This is a genomic window from Nostoc sp. CCY 9925 (genome assembly GCF_963920935.1).
Taxonomy (GTDB): domain Bacteria; phylum Cyanobacteriota; class Cyanobacteriia; order Cyanobacteriales; family Nostocaceae; genus Nostoc.
Map to the genome: position 1 here is coordinate 117,845 of NZ_CAWUDO010000010.1, position 21,975 is coordinate 139,819.

Genomic DNA, 21,975 nt, shown 5'->3' on the forward strand with positions numbered 1-21,975 from the left:
AATTACAAACTGAGCGTGTACTTTTTAAGAAACATAATTGAGGTAAGATTTATAGAATTTAAAAATTATCTGAGGAGGTACTTTAAATACTAAACCCATCGTTAACAACCAGTTATAGTATAAATTTTGAATTGGCATCCCTTTTTTAATAGCTGCTAGGGCACTAAGTGAAGTTTTTTGAGTATGCCAATCGATATTAAAAGATATTGACATATCTAAACTTCTAACATGATGCAGTGTTCCAGGAGGCATATATAAAATCTCTCCAGGATTGACAATAAATGTAATCGGTCTGGCATTTTTATAGTTAGGGTATTGATTGAAATCTGGATTTTCTGGATTAACACGAAACCATCTCCAGCCTTGGCGATAACAATATTTGGCGTCTTCAGGTAATAAGATGGTAAATTGTTTGCGTCCGGCAATTTGAAAAAAAATATTGTTAGTTAAAAGGCAATCAAAATGTAGTGGTGTAATACTGTTAGAAGAGCCTAAGAAAAACTGGCAGTAACGCCACCACTTGTACCAATACCATTTTGGTAAATATTCAATCGGAAATGGTTTAACGTCTTCTATTAGTGAAGGTATTAAGCTAAATAAAGGTAGGTCATGGCAATATGGCGGTCGAGAATTATTTTCAGGATCTTTTTCATAATTTTCTATTAATTCTATATATTTTTTCATTGTCAGGCGACATATCTCAATTTGTTTATTGCTAAATTTTTTGGCATAAATATTTAGATCTGGAGATAAATTTTTGAAGTTTTTTAAAGACCATCCATCAAAGGCACTCCAGTTAGAAATTACTCCAGAGATTATTACTGGTTTACCTAGTTCAACATAATTTTTTGTGAATTCATCACTGGAAATTTTATATCTTCTTTCTATTGCAGATGAAACAATCATGTTTTAATCCTTTAAAACGTTGCAGCTAATTCCCAATCAAATGATGCTTCTTTTTCTAAAGCAGTTAATATTTGTTGTTGTTGTGGTGTCGAAAGTGATAGTTCTTTGATTCGAATATCAGGATGATTAATTATTTCTTGTAAAAGTACTTGAAAATCCCTAATTATCCCAGTAATGGTAACAATATCAAATCTAGAAGTATTGTATGAAATTGCTACTATAATTTCTGATTCTGGATAGATAACTAAATTCAAAGGGTAGTTGTTTCTATAATAAGTTCCAGTCGGTTCAAACTCTATATCTCCTTTCCAATTTCTGACAAATTGACTGACTGGAAGGTTCTCAACCACAACAATTGTTTCAAACAATGGTAAATTTCGGGGTACTTCACTCCAGCCTTGAATTTGTGTTAGTGGAGTATATTCATGATGACGTGCTTCTACTAATTGAGTCTGAAAATCTTGTAGCCATGACAATAATTTTTGGTCAGTATTTAACTTGACATTAATTGGTAAGGTATTTATAAACATACCAACCATTGAATGTACATCGGCTAAGTCTACTGGTCTTCCTGTAACAGTACATCCATAGATGATGTTGTCACGACAAGTATAACGACTCAGAAGAATAGACCAGATTCCATGAACTAATGTGGCAAGAGTTAGACGATTTTTTGTAGCAAAAGATAGCAGTGATTTTGTAGTTGCTTCTGATAATTGAATTTTTTCTTCGTCGTACCTTTCTTTTTGGTCAGACAGTTGATTATTTTCTATGTAAGTTAAGGGAGTTGGCGCTTTTACTCCTTGTAGTGCTTGCCGCCAATAACTTTCGGTCTTAGCTATGTTCTGTTGCTGTAACCAGTCGATATAATTCCTAAAAGGACGCGCTGGTGGTAAGTTAGCTTGTTTAGATTCACAAAGTGCTGCGTAAATTTGTAGGCATTCTTCTAATATTATTGGAGTTGTCCAGCCGTCTATAATTATATGGTGATTGCTCCAAATAAATTCATAGCAATTATCAGCAAGACGAATTAGCGATAGACGCATTAAACATGGTTGGGAAAAGTCAAAACATAATTGGCGATCGCTCTCTAAAAATAACTTCAATTTCTTTTGTTGTTCTGCTTGCTCAGCACCACGCCAATCATATTGATTTAGATTAATTTTTACTTGTTTATAGACAACTTGTAATGGATTATCAATGTCTTCCCAATAAAATCCTGTACGCAAAATAGTATGTCTATCTACTACTTGCTGCCATGCTTGTTCAAAAGCCTCTATATTTGGATGACCATGTAAAGTTAAGGTATGGTGAAAGAAATATAACGCTGATTCTCTTGCATACAAACAATGGAAAAGCATCCCCTTTTGGACAGGTGTAAGTTCATATATATCTTCTACATTTTCTGGTTTCATTATGCTTTTTTCTCACCTAATCGGTTGATTTTTGCGAACAATTTGTCTAAGTCTTGTTGGCTCAAGTTAGCTCTGGGAAAATCAGAGGGTGTATATTTTTCTGCTGACAATGGCTGACACTCACGATGCTGAGTGGGTGTAGGATAAATTTCTGCATCTCTGGAATCATTTTGAGTTTGCTTGGTCTCGTTTAAATTTGCTGCTGTTACTATTTCAGCAATAGTCTGGTGCAGAAACATTTGTTGAGAAGTTAGCTTTAGACCTAATTGATTAGCTTTGGCAACAATTTGAATTGTCATAATCGAATCTCCTGCCAACTCAAAAAAGTTGTCATGAATACCGACCTTTTCAATTCCTAGAAATTGTTGCCAAATATTAGCTAGGGTCTGCTCAACTTCGTTACGAGGGGCAACATAAGCATTTGCCAAGTTTGGACGTGGATGGCTGAGTTGGTCAGAATTTGTTTTTGATGTTTCTGATAAAAGCCCTAAATCTTGGTCTAGATAATTGAAAGAATTGTTCTGTTCAATTATTTTTTGAAAGTCTTGGGTTGAGACAACAACACGAGGCAAATTACTTAACAAAATACGATTAAAAGCTTCAGCACCTTCTTGAGGTAGTATTCCTTTTTTGATTTCTTCTTCACGTTGCAGCTTTAATTGTTCTGGTAGTGTTGTCTCTACTGCCATTCCTACTTCTTGCCAAGTATCCCAGTTGATTGACACTGTGAATTCGTCAAATTGAGAAGTACGATAATTTGCATAAACATCTAGAAATGCATTAGCAGCACAATAATCTACCTGTCCAAATTCACTTAAGATAGAACTTTGGGAAGAACAAAGCACCAAGAAATCTAAAGTAATATTTTTTAATTTTAAAATATTTTCTAATACTAATGTGCCCTTGACTTTTGGTGCTAAGACACTGTTTGCTATATCCTCTGTTTTGAGTTGAATCATGCCACCGCCAGCAATACCCGCTGCATGGATGACACCATTAATTTGACCAAATTTTTCTAAAGCTTCAGTAATGGCTACCTGCATTTCTTCGTAGCTGGCGACATCGGCGCTTTTAACCTCAACTTCTGACCCCAATTTCTCAAGTGCCAGCATTTTTTGAATCTTGCGGCTAACACTATCTTGACTATCATGAGTTTCTAGCCATTGTTGCCACTGCCATCGCTCTGGTAATCCCTTTCTACCAATTAAAATTAACTTAGCTTGTACTGTCTTCGCTAAATGTTCTGCCAGCACCAACCCTATACCGCCAAGTCCACCAGTAATTAAGTAAACTCCTGCTTTTTTTAACTTAGTTTTACCTGGGATATTTTCATCTAGACGGACTGTTTCAAAGGTTTGAACCCAGCGACTACATCCACGGTAAGCAACTATATTCTCAGTTTCCTGTGTTGTTAGCTCTGTAATCAGATAGTCTACAAATTTTTGTGTTGGTGAAATTTTAGCCGCAGTAATTAGTACATCAATTATAGAGGAATTAATGTTTGGATATTCTTTCGGAATTACCTTACAAGCCCCTAATATCGTTGCCTTTTCTGGGCATAACTTTTCCTCACCGATAACATTATATAGATTATTAGTTACAACCCTCAACTTCAGAGAATCGCTGATATTTTGCTTTCCCAATGCCTGCATCAAATACAACAAACTCCAAAAGCCAAGATTTTGACAATTCTCAAAAGTTAGTAAAGTATCATTTGGTGTAATGCTCCAAAAATGAGCGATCGCATTTGGAATCAAACTCTGTTTTTGGAGTACTTCTAACAAAGTATCGTAATCATTTTTTTGCTGGGTGTTAATAGTATATGTATATTTGTCTATCTGAGTAAATTTATCTGCAATCCTAACTGTGATAATATTTTGGCTTTGCTGTTCTAGTCGTTTGGCAACTGCGCTTCCAATTCCATAATCATCGATAAAAATTAACCAGCAGGTATTTTTTTCAGTTGCTTTTAACAATCCAATTGGTGTAGATTGTTTCCAGATAGGGACATAAAACCAATCAGCAATATTGGGCTTTTTAATTAATGATTTTGTGCTTATTGTTGATAACGCAGTTTCAGAATCAGCCTCAATCCAATAACGTTGGCGTTCAAAAGGATAAGTAGGCAAAGGAATATGTTTGCGTTGTTCGTAAGCATAAAAGCCTGTCCAATTTATTGGTAATCCTGTTAACCAAAGTCGAGAGAGAGTATTAAGCAAAAATACCACATCAGAAACTTGCTCTTGGGGATGCCGCAGGGAAGTTAATACCACAGTTTGTGAAGCTAACTGTCGTTTGGCTAGGGTAGTTAATGTGCGTCCTGGCCCGATTTCTAAAAATATTCGCTCTGGTTGTTGCAGGAGTTCGGCGATTCCCTCATTAAACAATACCGCTTGCCGTAAATGTCTAGCCCAGTAGTCAGGGTCAGTTGCTTGCTCTGCTGTAATCCAAGTTCCGGTCACATTAGATACAAAAGGAATTTGAGGTGATTTCAAATTGACTTCTTTAACGTGTCGTACAAATAGCTCTAAAATCGGCTCCATCATCTGAGAATGGAAAGCATGAGATGTATGCAGACGGCGGCAATCTATACCTTGCTCAGTCAAATGATTTTGTAATGTTTCTATCGCATCTGTAGCACCAGAAACTACACAAAGAGAGGGTGCATTACTCGCAGCTAAAGAAAGTTCTGAACCCAACATTGGTTGTATTTCTTGAGCAGAAATCGAAACAGAAAGCATCGATCCAGCTTCGAGTTTTTGCATTAATTGTCCGCGAATTGCGACTAAAGTTAGTGCCTCTTCTAAAGAAAAAACACCAGAAATACAAGCCGCTACATACTCGCCGATGCTGTGACCAATCATCGCTTGCGGATGCACACCCCATGACATCCAAAGTTTAGCCAGGGCATATTCAATTACAAATAATGCAGGTTGTGTTAAGGAAGTTTGTTGGAGTTTTTCTTTTGTAATTTCTAATGTTGTGGGATAAAGTATATCTTTGAGGTCTAACTTTAAATGTGGTTTCAAAAATTCACAGCAATCATCAACTTGTTCCCGAAAAATAGATTCTGTTTCATATAATTCCCGTCCCATATTTACATACTGCGCTCCCTGTCCCGGAAACATAAATACAATTGGATGGTTACGGGTTTCGGAACAGCTATTAAAAATTCCTTGTTTATCTGGCGCTGTTAGTATTTTGATAGCGTCGGAAATATCGTGACACAACAACACTCGACGGTGGTTAAAATTTCGGCGACCAACCTGCAAAGTATAAGCTACATCAGCAAGATTAATTTGAGGATGCTGTGCCAAATAATTAGCAAGATTAATTGTAGCAGATTCCAATGCTGTTGGAGTTTTGGCAGAGATAGGCAACAAATGCCAGGGACGAGAAACACTTCCTTGGGTTGCAAAAATTGGAGCTTCTTCTAAAATTACATGGGCATTAGTACCACCAATACCAAAAGAACTAACTCCTGCACGTCTAGGATATTTTTCTGCTTTCCATTCCGAAAGCTTATTGTTGACATAAAAAGGACTGTTGGCGAAATCAATTTGAGGATTTGGTTCCTCAAAATGCAAGCTGGGAGGAATTTGTTTGTGTTTTAGAGCTAAAACTGTTTTAATTAAACCTGCAACACCGGCAGCTGCATCTAAGTGACCAATATTTGTTTTTAAAGAACCAATTGCACAGAAGTTTCTATTTTTTGTACTGCTTTGAAATGCTTGGGTTAGTGCAGCAATTTCAATTGGATCTCCTAAGGCAGTTCCTGTTCCATGAGCTTCAATATAAGTGATTGTTTCTGGCTCTATTTCTGCAACAACTTGAGCCGTTTTAATAACTTTAGCTTGACCTTCTATCCGGGGTGCTGTGTAGCTAACTTTGTTTGAACCGTCATTATTGATAGCAGAACCTTTAATTACAGCATGAATAAAATCTCCATCATTTAAGGTATCTTCTAATCTTTTTAAAACAACAATTCCTATACCTTCTCCACTTACAGTTCCCTGTGCTTTAGCATCAAAAGCGCGGCAATGTCCGTCAGGAGATTTAATACCTCCCTCTTTATATAAATAGCCAGCTTTTCTTGATGCGCCGATAGAAACGCCACCAACCAAAGCAATATCACATTCACCGTTGAGCAAACTTTGGCAAGCTAAATGTACCGCGACTAATGAGGTTGAGCAAGCTGTTTGAACTGCATAACTAGGCCCTGTTAAATTAAGTTTGTAAGAAGTACGTGTAGCCAGGTAATCTTTATCGGCAGCAATTGTTAGTTGATGTTCATCTATTGAGTTTTTAATATTTTGATTAAAATAAATGTTTAGTAAATAACCGCTTAAGTTAGAACCAGCAAAAACACCTATGGAACCGTTATAGGTTTCAGAATTATACCCTGCGTTTTCCAATGCTTCCCAAGCACACTCTAAAAAAATCCGGTGTTGGGGATCGGTCATTTCTGCATCTCTGGGATTAAAGCCAAAAAAGGCAGCATCAAAAAGTTCTGCATCTTCTAGGACAGCATTGGCTTTTACATAATTGGGATTACTCAGAAGTGCTGGGTCTACTCCTGATGCCAATAATTCCTCGTCACTAAAAAAAGAAATTGATTTTACACCATTTTGGAGATTATACCAAAATTCATCCAGATTTTTTGCCCCAGGAAATCTGCCTGTTAATCCAATAATTGCAATTTCTGAACCGTTAGTAGAGTATGTTTCGGTTGGAATATTCATGATTTATAAATTCCTTAATTATTTTCAACTGATTTAATTTTTTGCAAACGTTTTCTTTGTTGCGCTTTACCAGCTGAAATTTTCTCTGTTTGGATATCAGTTTCCTGTAAAAATGCTGTTTGATTTGCAGATGAACTTAAATACTCTGCTAAAGAATTGATGGTGGGATATCTAAACAAATCAAGGGTTGATAGTTCTACTTTTAATATTTCTTGCAATTGGCTGTGAACTGTAACTAAAAGTAATGAATGACCACCAATTTCAAAGAAATTATCGTGAATGCCTATCTTTTCCAGATTCAAAGCTTTCTGCCAAACAGAGGCTATTGTCTTTTCTACCTCAGTTTGTGGTACTACATAAGCAACTTCTAATTCTGGGCGTAGAGCATCTAGCGTTGGCAATGCTTGACGGTCTACTTTGCCATTAGATGTTAGTGGAAACGCTTCTAGTATCATAAATGCTGTTGGTACCATGTGGTCAAGCAATTTATTTTGTAAGAAGCGCCGCAGCTCAGGGATAGTTAGTGTTTTGTTTGGATGAAGAGTTATATAAGCTATTAAATTGTGATTTCCTGGTTTATGCTCTCGAACGATCGCTACACTTGCAGATACTGATGGATGTTGATTGATAACGGCTTCAATTTCTCCTAATTCAACACGGAAACCCCGGATTTTTATTTGGTTATCAATTCTACCGATATACTCAATATCTCCACTCGGTAAAAAGCGAACTAAATCGCCTGTTTTGTAAAGGCGATCGCCTTCTTGTTTACTAAAGGGATTAGGAATAAATTTCAGCGCAGTTAATTCAGGTTGATTTAAATAACCCCTAGCTAATCCCAGTCCGCCAATATGCAATTCACCCGCTACACCTGTTGGTACTGGTTGCAAATATTGGTCTAAAATGTACAACTGAGTATTAGCGATCGGCTTACCAATGGGTATGGAACCTGAAGTATGTTTTCCTATTGGAACTTGATAAATACAGCAACCTACCACCGTTTCTGTAGGGCCATATTCGTTTACTAATATCGTATCTGGGGCTACATCTTGCCAGAAAGTAATGCTTTCGGCTAATAAATTTTCCCCACCAATAATAAACGCTCTTGTTTTATTTGCTATCTCTTCTTTAGATAACTGTTGTTTCAGCAAATCCAAGTGCGCGGGGGTTATTTTCACTAAACTTAAATTCGAGCTTTTATTTAAAGCTTGAGAAAGTGTTTCAATTCCTTGTTCTTCTGATAATAATTCTGCTGTGCGACCAACTAATAAAGGCGATAATAGACTGGTGATGGTTAAGTCAAAACCCAGAGGTGAGTGGACTACAGTTCCTACTCCTTGTTCTACTGTATATCTTTGAGTAGCCCAACAGAGGTAATTAACTAATCCTTGATGGTGAATTAGAGTTCCTTTAGGTTTACCAGTGGAACCAGAAGTGTAAATAACATAAGCTAAATTTAATGCGGTTGTCGTAGTAATTGGATTTTCAATTTTTTGCTGATTTAAAGTTTCCCAATTGCTATCAATACAAATTACTTTTGTTTCATTTGTAGCTAAATCTGCCATTAAATGCTGTTGAGTCAATAGCACTGGCATCTCAGAATCTTTTAAGATAAAAGCTTTTCTTTCTAAAGGATAGTTAGGGTCAATCGGCACATAAGCACCACCCGCTTTTAATATACCTAAAAGCGCAATTAAGATTAAGGGCGATGCCTGCGGCAAGGTCTTCGACCAACGCTCTACACAAATACCTACCATTACATCAGGTTTCACACCTAATTTTTGTAGGTAATGAGCTAGCTGGTTAGCACGATTATTTAATTCTTGATAGGTAAATTGCTGATTTTTATAAACAACAGCAATGTTGTCTGGTGTGCGTTCTACTTGTTCTGCAAAAAGTTGATGAAAACATTTATTTGCTGGGAAAGCGGTTTGTGTATTATTAAACTCAACTAAAAGTTTTTGTCGTTCAATGTCGCTGAGTATTTCTAATTCACTTAGCAGTGCATCTGGATAGTTAATTACATTTTCCAAAAGAGTAGAAAATTGTCCAGATAAGCGTTCGATATCTTCTGGTAAAAATAATTCTGAATCATAGTGCCATTCAGCGTGAAGAGAGTTTTCTGTACGGTTAAATGATAATTTAACTTTGAACTTGTCAAAACAAGCATATTGCTCTAATAGAGAAAAATTAACCGCATTTGTAGCCAAAATTTCAGAATTTTGCTCTATAAACTCGAAACAGAAGGGTAAGAAAGGTATATCATCCAACCCTGAAAATAATTCCCAATTAAAACAATCTTGCCATTCATAAGCTTGATTTTGAGCTAAAGTAATTTGCTCTAAAGCTTCGCTAAACTTTAAATTAGCTTGGAAATGGCAATCCACTGGCACATATTTGGCAAGTAGTCCCAGCATTTCTTGGAGTTCTTCTTCCGATCTACCATCGCAGTGAGTACCAACAACCATATTTGGTACATTGGTTAAACGCCATAATAGTGTTTGCCAACATGTTAGTAATAATGATGATTCAGTAGTATTGAATTTTTCGGCGATCGCAGTTATTTCTGCTATGAGTTGAGGTGGAATTATCTGAGTAAAAATTTGTGGTTTAAATTCAGTTTTAGCAGACAAGAAATTTTCATTTGGCAGTTTCAAGTTGAAAATATGATTAATATCTTTTTCTCGCCAATATTTTCTACCAATTTCTGCTTCTTCTGACTCTAATAATTCATTCTGCCAGTCTGAAAAAACGATGTATTGTACTGGTTCATCATCATATAAATTGCCAGTGTAAGCATGAGTTATTTCTGTTAATAAATTATTCAGGGAAGTTCTATCTGCGTATAAAGCAGGTAAGTTTAACAGTAATAAATATTTAGATTCTGACAGGATAACTAGAGATATCTGTAATAATGATTTCTCTAAATCAAATTTTTGTTGTTTAATAGATTCAATTAATAATTCAACAGTATTATTTTGTTTTTCAGGTGGAATCGAACTAAAATCATGTTGTTTTATTAACCAATCGCTGTTGTTTTCAATTACTTGTAGTGGAATATTCATTCCTGGTAAGCAACGAAAACTAGTGCAAAGGATTTGATGTCTATTGACAATACTTTTTAAGGCAGTCTTAAACGTCTCTATATTTAAATTACCTGTAATTTCCACCGCAGTAAATGAATAATAGGCAAGGCTATTGTTAGCTTGCTGTAATAACCATAGATGTTTTTGTTGTGGTGAAATTTGAAAACCGTGAATTACTTGATTATTCATGATAACGAACCGCAGAGACGCTTAGGACACAGAGAGGGGAGAGAAATTGTTTAATCTATGGATTTTATGAGTGAATAATTATTTAAAAATAATGCTGAAAAGGTTCACCCATTGCAGTTAGAATTTTTCTCGAACCAGAGTAGGGATTACGTGCGTGGGCTGTCAACATATTATCGAGCATTAATATATCGCCTTTCTGCCAAGGATAAACAATCATTTCTTGTTGATAAGCTTCACGAATTTCTGCAATAACTGAGTCTTCAATGGGAGAACCATCACCATAAAAAGTGTTGTATGGTAAATCTTCTTCTGTAAACTCGCTGAAAAATTTCTCTCTAAATTGTGTTTGTAAACTCGATACATGCCAAAAAACAACGTGATTAAACCAAACTATTTCACCCGTTTTCGGATGTTTTGCTATGGCTGGACGAATCTGACGAGTTCTTAAACGGTTGTTATCTTTCCACTCAATCTCAATACAAGCATTCCGACAATATTCTTCCATCACAGCTTTGTCTGTTGTGTGATAGACTTTTTGCCAAGGTAAACCAAATCCATCGCCATAGTTGCGAACTAGCATCCAGCCTTTTTCTTGAAAGCGTTCTCTAATGCGAGGGTGAATACGTTGAAATACTTTTCTCACATCAGCAATTGGAGTCTCTCCTCCTTGGGTTGCAGGTTCTATGCAACAAAACCATATCTTCATTGGGTAGGTATTGGCGTATGATGATTCATTATGTAAGGCAATGGTTTGGTCAGCAGGAAATTCGGTAGATGTATAAACTTTTTCGCTTAATTTAGTACGAGGTGTGGAAGATTCTATGTAAGGCATTAATTGAGGACATACGGCACTAACGAATTGCTCAAAATCCTCTTTTTGAGAAATAGCAAAATCTCTAAATAAAATTCCTCCGTATTTAAATAGATTATTGATAATGAATTCTTGATTATTCTCAGCCCAAATGGCCAAATTCAAATCGCTAAATTTAGGCGAAATAACTAAAGGTAGTTTACCTCCAGATGGCAAAAAAGATTCTGTAATTAATTCTTGTGGAGATAAGTTAATTGCTTTAGGTTTGGGTTGCGATTTAAACGCTTTAAACTTTTGGCTACGCGCTTGTTTAAATTCCTCTTGCTTTGCGTCTTGCCTTTGTTTCTCTGCCGTTGCTAATATTTCTTTTATGCTTGTAAACCTAATATTAGGTTGAGCAACAACAGCACGCAAAATTATTTCATAATCTGTAATAAATTTAGCGATCGTAGAACTATTAAATAAGTCTGTACTATATTCCAGACTACCACTCAACCCTCGTTCATTTTCCCACATAGTAAGTAATAAATCAAACTTAGCTGTGCCATTGTCAATCTGTTCGACAATTTTCAACTTTAAGCCTTCAAGTTCTAGTGGAAGTGTTGGGGCATTTTGCAAAACAAACTTAGATTGAAACAGAGGTGTACGGCTCAAATCTCGTTCTGGTTTCAAGGCTAATACTAACTGGTCAAATGGCATATCTTGATGTTCGTAAGCAGCCAAGGTCACCTCACGAACGCGTTTTAATAATTCCTGAAAAGTTGGATTTCCTCGCAAGTTAGTACGTAATACTAGCTGATTAACAAAAAAACCAATAATATTCTCTATTTCGGTAAAATTCCGGTTAGCGACATCAGTACCGACAACAATATCATCTTGCTTTGTGTAGTAATGCATTAAGGTTTTAAATGCCGCCAATAGAGTCATAAACATAGTGACTCCTTCTCTACAGCTTAATGCTTTAATTTCTTCACAAAGTTCTTTTGATAATTCTATATGTTGTCTGCTGCCGCGAAAAGTTTGGATTTCCGGACGGGGATAGTCGGTAGGCAATTCCAGTACAGGTAAGTTTGCAAGTTGCTGTTTCCAATAAGATAAATGTTTCTCCATTACTTCACCTTGCAGCCACTGATTTTGCCAATAGGCGAAGTCTGCATATTGAATTGGTAATTCTGCTAAAGATAAAGGTTCTTTTTTACTGAAAGCTCCATAAAGCGCAGATAATTCACGAATAAGTACACCAATTGACCAGCCATCAGAAATAATGTGGTGCATTACTAACACCAATACATAAGACTCTTCGCCTAAACGCAATAAATTAACTCGCAGTAATGGACTTTTGGTTAAGTCAAAAGGTAGTTGAGCTTCTTCCAAAATTGACTGCTGCACTTTAACAAATTGTTTTTCTGCTGAAATTTCACTTAAATCTATAATTGGTACAGAAATAGAAACAGATGAAGCGATTATTTGTACGGGATTCCCATTTACTTTTTTAAAGCTAGTGCGTAATACTTCTTGACGTTGTAAGAGTTCTCGAAAAGTTTGTTCTAAAACATCTATATCTAAACGTCCGTCCAGGTAAACGGCAGCTGGCATATTATATGTAGAACTTCCTCTTTCCAATTGTTCTAGAACCCACAATCTTTTTTGAGCAAAAGATAAGGGTAGTTCTTTGTCTCGTGAAACTCTTTCAATTTGTGGCAGTGGCTTAATACCTAGCTGCTTTTCCTCAATACTTTTGGCTAATTTTGCTATTGTTGGTAGTTCAAAAATTCGCCGTATTGGTAACTCGACATCAAGATTTTTATTAATCCGGGATATCACTTGGGTTGCTAAAAGTGAGTGTCCCCCTAATTCAAAAAAGTTATCGCTTATTCCTAATTTTTCTAATGCAAGTACTTCCATCCAAATCGCTACTAATTGTTTTTCCATAGCGGTTTGAGGTGCAACAAAGTTTTTCTCAAATTCTGGAAGTACTTTATCAAGTGCAGGTAGCGCCTTACGGTCAACCTTACCATTAGGTGTTAGTGGAAGTGCCTCTAATATTACAAAATTTGTTGGCATCATGTAGCTTGGTAATTTCGACTCTAAAAAGCTACGCAGTTCAAAAATTGTTAATATTTGTTGGTTTTGAGGGACTAAATAAGCGACTATTCTTTGAGAATCTAATGAATCTTTACGTACTACAACTACAGCTTCTCGCACCGCGAAATGTTGGGTAAGGAGTGCTTCAATTTCTCCTAGTTCAATACGAAAACCACGGACTTTTACTTGGTGGTCAATGCGACCAATATATTCGATTTCTCCATTTGATAAATAGCGGGCTAAATCTCCTGTTTTATACAAACGCCCAGCTTTTTCACTAAATGGATTTGGTATAAATTTCTCTGCTGTCAAGTCAGGACGATTGAAATAACCTCTTGCAAGTCCATCGCCACCGATATGTAATTCCCCTGCTACACCCACAGGAACTAACTGGTTGTATTGGTCTAAAATGTAAAATTGTGTATTAGCGATCGCGCCACTAATCGATATAATCCTACTATCAGTTTCTACCTCAGATGCAGCTGACCAAATCGTAGTTTCTGTAGGGCCGTACATATTCCATAAAGAAGCACACCGATGCAATAATTTATTAGCTAAATATCCAGGTAAAGCCTCTCCACCACAGAGAATTTTTAATCGATAATTCCCACTCCAGCCTGCTGTTAAAAGTAGTTGCCAAGTCGCTGGTGTCGCTTGCATAACTGTTGCTTTGGAGTCTGTTAGTTTTGCTGACAACTGGATTCCGTCTGAGGCTATTTCTCGACTAGCAATTACCAAACAACCACCAACTATAATTGGTAGAAAAAGTTCTAAGGCAGCAATATCAAAAGAATAAGTCGTAACTGCCAGTAAAGTATCATTTTGGGTTAATCCCGGCTTTTGCTTCATGGAGTACAAAAAGTTGCTCAAAGCGCCGTGAGGAATTTGTACGCCTTTCGGTTTGCCTGTAGAACCAGATGTATAGATGACATAAGCTAGGTTATCAGTAGTTAGTTCAGTAAATAAATTTTCCTGACTTTGTTGTGCAATATTCTGCCAATTTGCATCTAAATAAACGACTTGACTTTTATTTTCTGGTATTACTTCTAAAAGGGAAGTTTGAGTTAGCAAAACCGGGGCTTGGGCATCTTCTAAAATAAATGCTAATCGCTCTTTTGGATAACTCGGATCTAGTGGAATGTATGCTCCGCCTGCTTTGAGTATGGCTAATAATCCGATGAGCATATTCAGCGAACGTTCTATACAAATCCCCACTAAAACTTCTGGTTTTACTCCCAGTTTTTGTAAATAATGCGCTAATTGATTCGCTTTGACGTTCAGTTCGTGATAAGTTAATTGTTCATTTTCAAATACTACTGCTACTGCATCAGGTGTTTTTTCTACTTGCGCTTCAAATAACTCATAAATGCAGTCTTGAGGATAATCAACTTGGGTATTATTCCAATCTACTAACAATTGACGATGTTCTTGTCCAGTCAACAACGGTAAGTCTTTAACACGCTGCTGCTGGCTGGCTATTATACCTAATAATAATGTACGAAAATGCCCCAACATCCGAGCAATTGTATTTGACTCAAACCGATGGCTTTCATAGAAAATTTCTAATAATAATTCTGAATCCGCCTTCACTGACAAAGTGAGGGGATAATGAGGATGCATAAAACTATGAATATTAGATATTTTTAGGTTACTGAATTGTTTTAATTTAGAAAAATCTGTTGGGTAATTCTGAAAATTAACTATACTTTCAAATAAAGGTTGTCCAACGGGAATATCACTCGACTTTTGAATTTCTATTAGTGGACATTGCTCGTACTGGCGCGTTTGATTTTGCTGTACTTGCAGTTGTTTTAACCAAGGAATTACAAACTCTTCTGGATTAATATACACTCGTACTGGCACAGTGTTAATTAACACTCCCACCATTGACTCACTTGCAGTTAAACCGCCTCGGCCAGAAATAACAGCTCCAAAAACAATATCATTTTCACTACTATAACAGCTCAAAAGAATAGCCCATGCACCTTGTATTAAAGTATTTAAAGTTAGCTGTTGCTGTCTTGCAAAGGACTGTAATGCTTCTGTTTCTGCTGCTGATAGCTTAATTTGTTGTTGTTTATAGTCTTTGCTTTCATCAGATAAATTATTGGAGGTAGAGTCAACACTTAAAGGAGTAGTTGCAGTAAATTTTTGCAAATACTTTCGCCAAAAACTCTCGCTCTGGGCAAGGTCTTGCTGTTGCAGCCAAGCTATGTAATCTCGGTAAGGACGAGGTTGTTTCCAAGATAAAGATTTATCTTGACTGAATGCTTGATAAAATGAGAAAACTTCATTTATTAACAAAGACGAAGACCACCCATCTAATAGCAAGTGATGGCGACTCCAAACAAATTGGTAATTATTTCCTTCTAGTTCTATTAGAGTGAAACGCATCAACGGAGCTTGAGAAATTTCAAAACTTCGCTGTTGTTCTGTAACTAAAAAAGCTTCTATCCGCTCTTGTTGTGTAATACTTTCTATTCCATGCCAATCTTTTTGCTCCCAAGGTAATTTAACTTGTTTATGCACAATTTGAGCGGGTTCTTTTAGACCTTTCCAAACAAAGGATGTCCGCAAAATTGGGTGTCGTTCTAGTAATTGTTGCCAAGCTTGTTTGAATGCTGAAATATTTAGTTCTCCCTCAATTCTACAACTAAACACTTCACAATATACTGCTGAATCTGGGGCATAAAGACTATGAAATAGTATCCCCTGCTGCATCGGTGAAAGCGGATAAAAATCTTCAATATTTTTTGTGGCGCTATTTTTCATGACGCTGCAAACCTTTGCGATATTCAAAGTTTAATAGTTGACAGATGACAGGATGTTATCAATATCATCTTGATTCCATTGACTAGATTTAAATTCAGCAAAGTCAGAAGGAGTAAAGTTTTGGACTGAAGATAACTCGTAAGCTTTAATTATTGACCGCAGCGCTGTTAGAAAATCGTTAGCCAACTGCTCAATAGTTGCTTGTCGATGCACATTGCGACTGTATGTCAAATCGACTTTTAATTGGTCTTGAACAACTAAAGCATTAACTTCTAATAAATGGCTTCGCTGTCCGCGCAAACTCCGGGATGAACCGCTTGATTTTTGAGATAACTTAAATAAAGAAGATTGAGGTAAGGTTTGCTCAAGATTACCAAGGTAGAGGAAAATTACTTCTGCTGGCTGTAGCGATCGCAATCTCTCTTTAATTACCATATCATTATTTAAATACTTTAGAATGCCATAACCAAGTCCTTGTTTGGGAAAGTTTTGGAGTTCCTCTTTAACTAGCTTGAGCGCTTCTACAGGTTCAGAAACATCTCCTATTTCTAATAAGATAGGAGCGATATTAGTAAACCAGCCTACTGTTCTTGATAAATCTACATCATCAAAAATTACTTCTCTACTGTTACCTTCTAAGTCAACTAATAATGATGAAGTTCCAGCCCATTTGGTGAGAGTTTGAGTCAAGGCTGTCAGCAATACATTATCCATTGTCAATCGATGAGTTGCTGTAATTTCATCCTGTAGTATGTTAGTTTCTTCAACACTTAGCGTGATTGAGATAGTTTGAGAAGATTTAACATCATTAACACCATTTGGATAATCTTTTGGTAAGGGTAATACTCGTTCGCGAGGTGGCGCCAACCAATAAGCTTGCTCCTGTTCTAACTCAATTGATTGAGCATATTCAATTAACCGTTGTGACCACTGCTTAAAGGATGTCGTTTTTAAAGGTAACTTGATAGCTTGTCCTTGTGTAAGTTGCTGGTATACTGTTTGCAAATCATCTAACAAAATCCGCCAAGAACCAATATCTACAGCCAAATGATGGATTATAAATAATAAACGATTTGGCTGATGTGTTCCCATATCAAAATAAGCAACTTTGACAATTGTTCCATCTGATAGATTTAAACTTGCTTGTAACTCGTTAGCAGATGCTTCAAATGCACTTTCTTGCAATTCCGGTGCAAGTGTTGATAAATCTATCTGTGAAATCTTTACTACTTTGATATCTGTATTAATCTGTTTACAGTTAGATTCTAAGAGTTCAAAACGCAGACGTAGAGCGTCATGGTGTACTAATAAATGTTGTATTACCTGCTGTAAAAGCCCAAGGTCAATAGGTTGTTGCACCTCCAACAAAATAGCTTGGTTCCAATAATGAGAGTCAAGAATGTTTTGCTCAAAAAACCATTTTTGAATAGGTGTTAAAGCTATTTCACCTTGAATTAATCCCTGTTCGGCAATCACAGCATTTGTGTTATTTACGATTTCTGCTAATTGTGCGATCGTTGGGTATTCAAATAAATGTTGATTAGTAAATCGCAACCCTTCTTTATTTGCTCTAGCAGTAATCTGAATGCTCAGGAGAGAATCACCTCCTATTTCCAAGAAATTATCGTAGATTCCTATCTGTTTAATTCCAAGAATTTCTTGCCAGATCTGAGCTATTTTTTGTTCAGTTATATTTCGAGTATGAACATAACTATTACTCAAGTTTGGTCGTAAATGAAGGGGTTGAAAATTTTGTTCTTGGGAAACTTCTCTTGGTTTGTTCCATCTTTCAATTCTAGCTTGTAAATCTGTTGCTGAAATTATTATTTGATTAACTTTTGAAATAGATAAAATACGTTCAAAGACCTCTATTCCTTCTTTGTTAGTTATGAATGAATCTGTGGAAATTTCTGGCTTGCTTGCTAATTCCACAGCTAATTCACTAGTTAACCAGTTATCCCAGTTGACACTTCGCCAGGGAATAGGATTTTTCTGATTATGTTTGTAAATAAAGGCATCTGCAAAATGATGTGCTGCTGGATAAGCCGCCATTCCCAAAACACCAACAACAGATGATAACGAAGATATCAATACACAAAAATCAATTTCTATTCCCTGCAATACTTTTTCTAATACAAAAAGTCCATACCCATTTGCTTTTAGTTGTTGTTCGCATTCACTCGGAGTTATTTCAGCAATTGTTTTGAATAATCTAATTCCGGCTGCATGGATGACTCCGTTAATCTGAAAAAATCGCTGCAAAGTTTCATCAATAACAGCTTGCATTTGTGATTCATTTGCAACATCAGCCTTCAATATTAAAAGTTCTGCACCAAGTTGTTCAAGAGAACGCAGCTTGAGGATTTTACGGCTGTATTTATCTCCTTCTTCATGGGTAGCTAACCACTCATCCCATGTTTCTGTTGCGGGAAAATTTGAATGAGTTGTCAGTACTAATTTTGCTCGTATTGTCTTAGCTAAATATTCCGCAAGTTCAAGTCCAATACCTCCTAAACCACCAGTAATTAAATACACCCCTTCTTCGCGCAATGGAGATGTAGCCGTTTCATAGTGCAATGATTCATAGCTTTGTACCCAGCGATGATGTCCGCGATACGCAACAGTAATATCAGTAGATTTTGTATTTAATTCAGTTAACAGTTGCTCTATGAGTTGATTTTTGAAGAAAGTCTGAGCAACGGGATTTACAATATCAATACTGCGACAGGTAATATTTGGATACTCTTGAGGAATAACTTTACACATCCCTGCAACAGTAGCTTTTTCAGGGTTTAAACTTTCAGTACCTATGATATCGTATAAATCATTGGTTACAACCAAAATATCTATAGGTTGAGTAATACCATTTTTATCAAGAGATTTTGTTAAGAATAAGAGACTGTAAAAGCCCAGATATTGAGAATTTTCAAATAAATCAATTCCTGATTGTATATGTTCGCTTGGTGTAATGCTCCATAAATGTAATATTACATCTGGAACTCGATCCAGTGCTTGCAAATTGGCAATTAAGGCATCGTAATCTTCAGGTGATTGAGTATTTATGGTGTATGTATGATGGTTATTTTGGCTAAACTGCTGTCCTATATTTACAGAAATAACATCACATCCACTACTTGCCAAATTGTCCGCTATTTCTTCTCCAATACTACAATTATCTGTAAAAATTAGTAGTTTTTTTCTAGATTTAATACCTTGAGGTGCAATAGATTGCTTCCAAACTGGAATATAAAACCAGTCTGCAATATCTAGCTTTTTGTGGTTTGTTACTAAAGAATTTTTGGATGTTCTCTGTGATTCAATCCAATATCTTTCTCGCTCAAATGGATATGTCGGTAAAGGCAAGCGATCGCGCCGTTCACTAGTATAAAAATTTGCCCAATCAACACTAATTCCAGCTAGCCATAAACGACCAAGAGTATTCAGTAAAAAAGCAATATCAGCTTGTTCTTCTTTAGGATGACGTAAAGAAGAAAGTATAATTTGCTGCTCTTTATCTTGTATATGCTTTTTAGCAAAAGTACACAAAGTACGCCCTGGGCCGACTTCCATTAGGATAAGATTTGGCTGTTCTAATAATGTAGATATACCCGCCGTAAACCTCACGGTTTCCCGTAAATGCCTTGCCCAATAAGTTGGATTTGTCGCTTCTTCTGTTGTTATCCAAATTCCAGTCAAGTTGGAGATAAAAGGAATCTGGGGAGGACTAAGTTTAACTTTTTTAATTGCTGCAATGAATGGTTCTAAAATAGGTTCCATCATTTGCGAATGGAAGGCATGTGAGGTATGTAGAAGCTGACATTCTATACCTTGATTTACCAACTGTTCTTTAAGTGCATCTATAGCTTCATTACTTCCTGAAACTACACATGAATTCGGCGCATTGCAAGCAGCTAGAGATAAATTTTCATCAAGAAAAGATTCAATTTCTGCTGCTTTTAAAGGTACAGAAAGCATCTTCCCAGAGGGTAATTGTTGCATTAGCTTTCCACGTATGGCAACTAAAGCTAAAGCGTCTTCAAGACAGATAACTCCGGCAAGGCAAGCAGCGACATATTCTCCTACACTATGTCCGATCGCGGCTTGAGGAGAAATGCCCCACGATATCCACAACTGGCTCAGGGCATACTCAACGACGAATAACGCGCTTTGAGTAAAACAGGTTTGTTTGAGTTTCTCTGCTGCGGCTGCTTTTTCAGACTCGTTGGGATAAATGAGCGATCGCAAATCTAACCCTAAATGGGTTGTTAATATCTGACAGCATCGGTCTACTTCCTCGCGAAATATCGGCTCAGTTTCGTAGAGTTCTTTAGCCATGTCTGCATATTGAGAACCCTGACCAGGAAACATGAAAGCGATAAAGCGGTTTTCGTTTGGCTGTTGAAATTGAGTGAAAACTCGTTTTGAAGCCTGTTCGTTGAGTTCGTTAAGTGCATCTTGGATATCACAGAAAACCAGCATTCGCCGATAATTGAAGTCTCTGCGCCCCACTTGCAAGGTATAAGCCACATCTGCTAGGTTTTGATCAGGATGTGACATGAGATGTTGGGCAAGATTTTGTGTCGCAGTTTCTAGTGCAGATTCGGTTTTTGCAGAGAGTAGTAATAGTTGCCAAGAACGAGAAGCACTAGAGAGTGGAAGTATTGGCGCTTCTTCCAAAACTACATGGGCATTGGTTCCTCCCATTCCTAAAGAACTTACACCAGCGCGGCGTGGGGTAGAACCTGTCCGCCATTCGGTGAGTTTTGTATTTACGAAAAACGGACTATTAGCAAAATCAATTTCTGGATTGGGTTGTTCAAAGTTGAGAGTGGGTGGAATTAACTGATGTTTCAGGGCTAGGGCAGTTTTGATTAACCCTGTAACTCCAGCGGCGGCGTCTAAATGACCAATATTTGTTTTAACTGAACCGATGGCACAAAAACCTTTCTTTTGAGTACTACCACGAAAAGCTTTTGTCAATGCTGCAATTTCAATGGGATCGCCCAAAGCTGTGCCAGTACCGTGGGCTTCAATATAGCTGATTGTCTCAGGTTCTACTTCTGCGAGCATGATTGCTTCGGCGATCGCTTGTGCTTGGCCATCTACACTAGGTGCTGTAAAACCCACTTTCACAGCACCATCGTTATTGATTGCTGCACCTTTGATGACTGCATAGATGTGGTCGCGATCTGCGATCGCATCTTCCAACCGCTTGAGGACAACAACCCCCACGCCATTACCAATAGTTGTTCCCTGTGCTTTAGCATCAAAGGCTCGACAATGACCATCAGGAGAAAGCGTCCCTCCTTGCTGATACAAATAACCAGTTTTTTGTGGGACTCGAATAGAAACCCCTCCTGCCAAAGCTATATCACATTGATAACTTTGCAAACTTTGATAAGCCAAAGTCGTAGCAACTAATGATGTGGAACAAGCGGTTTGAACTGTAATACTCGGCCCTTTTAGATTTAATTTATAAGAAACCCGTGTAGAAATAAAATCTTTATCATTACCAATTACTTTTTGATATAACTGCGCTGACCCTAATTGGTCATCTTGCAAATCAATAGATAAGTAGTTATTTAAGCCAGTACCAGCATAAACTCCAATACGACTTTCACATTTAGTGGAGTCATATCCAGCATTTTCTAGCGCTTCCCAAGCACATTCTAAAAACAAACGGTGTTGAGGGTCTGTAAATTCGGCATCTTTTGGATTAATGTCAAAAAATGCAGCATCAAATAAATCTATATTTTCTAATATACCGCTAGCTTTGACATAATTACTATCATTTAGGGAAGTCAAACTCACACCACTAGCTATTAATTCATCATCCGTAAATAAAGATATTGACTCTACGCCATCTTGTAAATTCTGCCAAAAATCATTTATATTTTTAGCTCCTGGAAAACGTCCTGCCATTCCTATAATAGCTATTCCTTCGACTGAATTATCCAGATTTGTCATAC

The 21,975-nt window shown here is 36.9% G+C and carries 6 protein-coding genes; all 6 read right to left on the bottom strand.

What is annotated here, in order from left to right:
- Positions 1-24 precede the first annotated feature (24 nt).
- Entirely contained in the window at positions 25-906 is an 882-nt protein-coding gene (locus ACM0OY_RS08150) for a cupin-like domain-containing protein (protein WP_414568354.1), read from the bottom strand.
- Between the two features lie 11 nt (positions 907-917).
- Positions 918-2,321: a condensation domain-containing protein gene (locus ACM0OY_RS08155; protein WP_414568355.1), complete on the bottom strand. Its 1,404-nt coding sequence runs from the start codon at positions 2,319-2,321 to the stop codon at positions 918-920.
- The gene (locus tag ACM0OY_RS08160) at positions 2,321-7,063 is read right to left on the bottom strand and encodes a beta-ketoacyl synthase N-terminal-like domain-containing protein (RefSeq protein WP_414568356.1); all 4,743 of its coding nucleotides are present in this window, start codon (positions 7,061-7,063) and stop codon (positions 2,321-2,323) included. The genes ACM0OY_RS08155 and ACM0OY_RS08160 overlap by 1 nt, the downstream gene beginning before the upstream one ends.
- Before the next feature lie 14 nt (positions 7,064-7,077).
- Positions 7,078-10,338 (bottom strand): non-ribosomal peptide synthetase, encoded by a 3,261-nt coding sequence (locus ACM0OY_RS08165; RefSeq protein WP_414568357.1) that lies wholly within the window; start codon positions 10,336-10,338, stop codon positions 7,078-7,080.
- An 82-nt stretch (positions 10,339-10,420) separates the two neighbouring features.
- The gene (locus ACM0OY_RS08170) at positions 10,421-16,006 is read right to left on the bottom strand and encodes an amino acid adenylation domain-containing protein (RefSeq protein WP_414568358.1); all 5,586 of its coding nucleotides are present in this window, start codon (positions 16,004-16,006) and stop codon (positions 10,421-10,423) included.
- Positions 16,007-16,036: 30 nt separating this feature from the next.
- Positions 16,037-21,973 carry an SDR family NAD(P)-dependent oxidoreductase gene (locus ACM0OY_RS08175; RefSeq protein WP_414568359.1) on the bottom strand — a complete coding sequence of 1,979 codons (5,937 nt, stop codon included), beginning with the start codon at positions 21,971-21,973 and terminating at the stop codon, positions 16,037-16,039.
- Positions 21,974-21,975: the final 2 nt, after the last annotated feature.

What these genes read in the sequence shown, in the direction of transcription:
- ACM0OY_RS08170 (WP_414568358.1), bottom strand. Translation starts at nt 16,006, where the DNA reads ATGAAAAATAGCGCCACAAAAAATATTGAAGATTTTTATCCGCTTTCA.
- ACM0OY_RS08175 (WP_414568359.1), bottom strand. Translation starts at nt 21,973, where the DNA reads ATGACAAATCTGGATAATTCAGTCGAAGGAATAGCTATTATAGGAATG.
- ACM0OY_RS08160 (WP_414568356.1), bottom strand. Translation starts at nt 7,063, where the DNA reads ATGAATATTCCAACCGAAACATACTCTACTAACGGTTCAGAAATTGCA.
- ACM0OY_RS08165 (WP_414568357.1), bottom strand. Translation starts at nt 10,338, where the DNA reads ATGAATAATCAAGTAATTCACGGTTTTCAAATTTCACCACAACAAAAA.
- ACM0OY_RS08155 (WP_414568355.1), bottom strand. Translation starts at nt 2,321, where the DNA reads ATGAAACCAGAAAATGTAGAAGATATATATGAACTTACACCTGTCCAA.
- ACM0OY_RS08150 (WP_414568354.1), bottom strand. Translation starts at nt 906, where the DNA reads ATGATTGTTTCATCTGCAATAGAAAGAAGATATAAAATTTCCAGTGAT.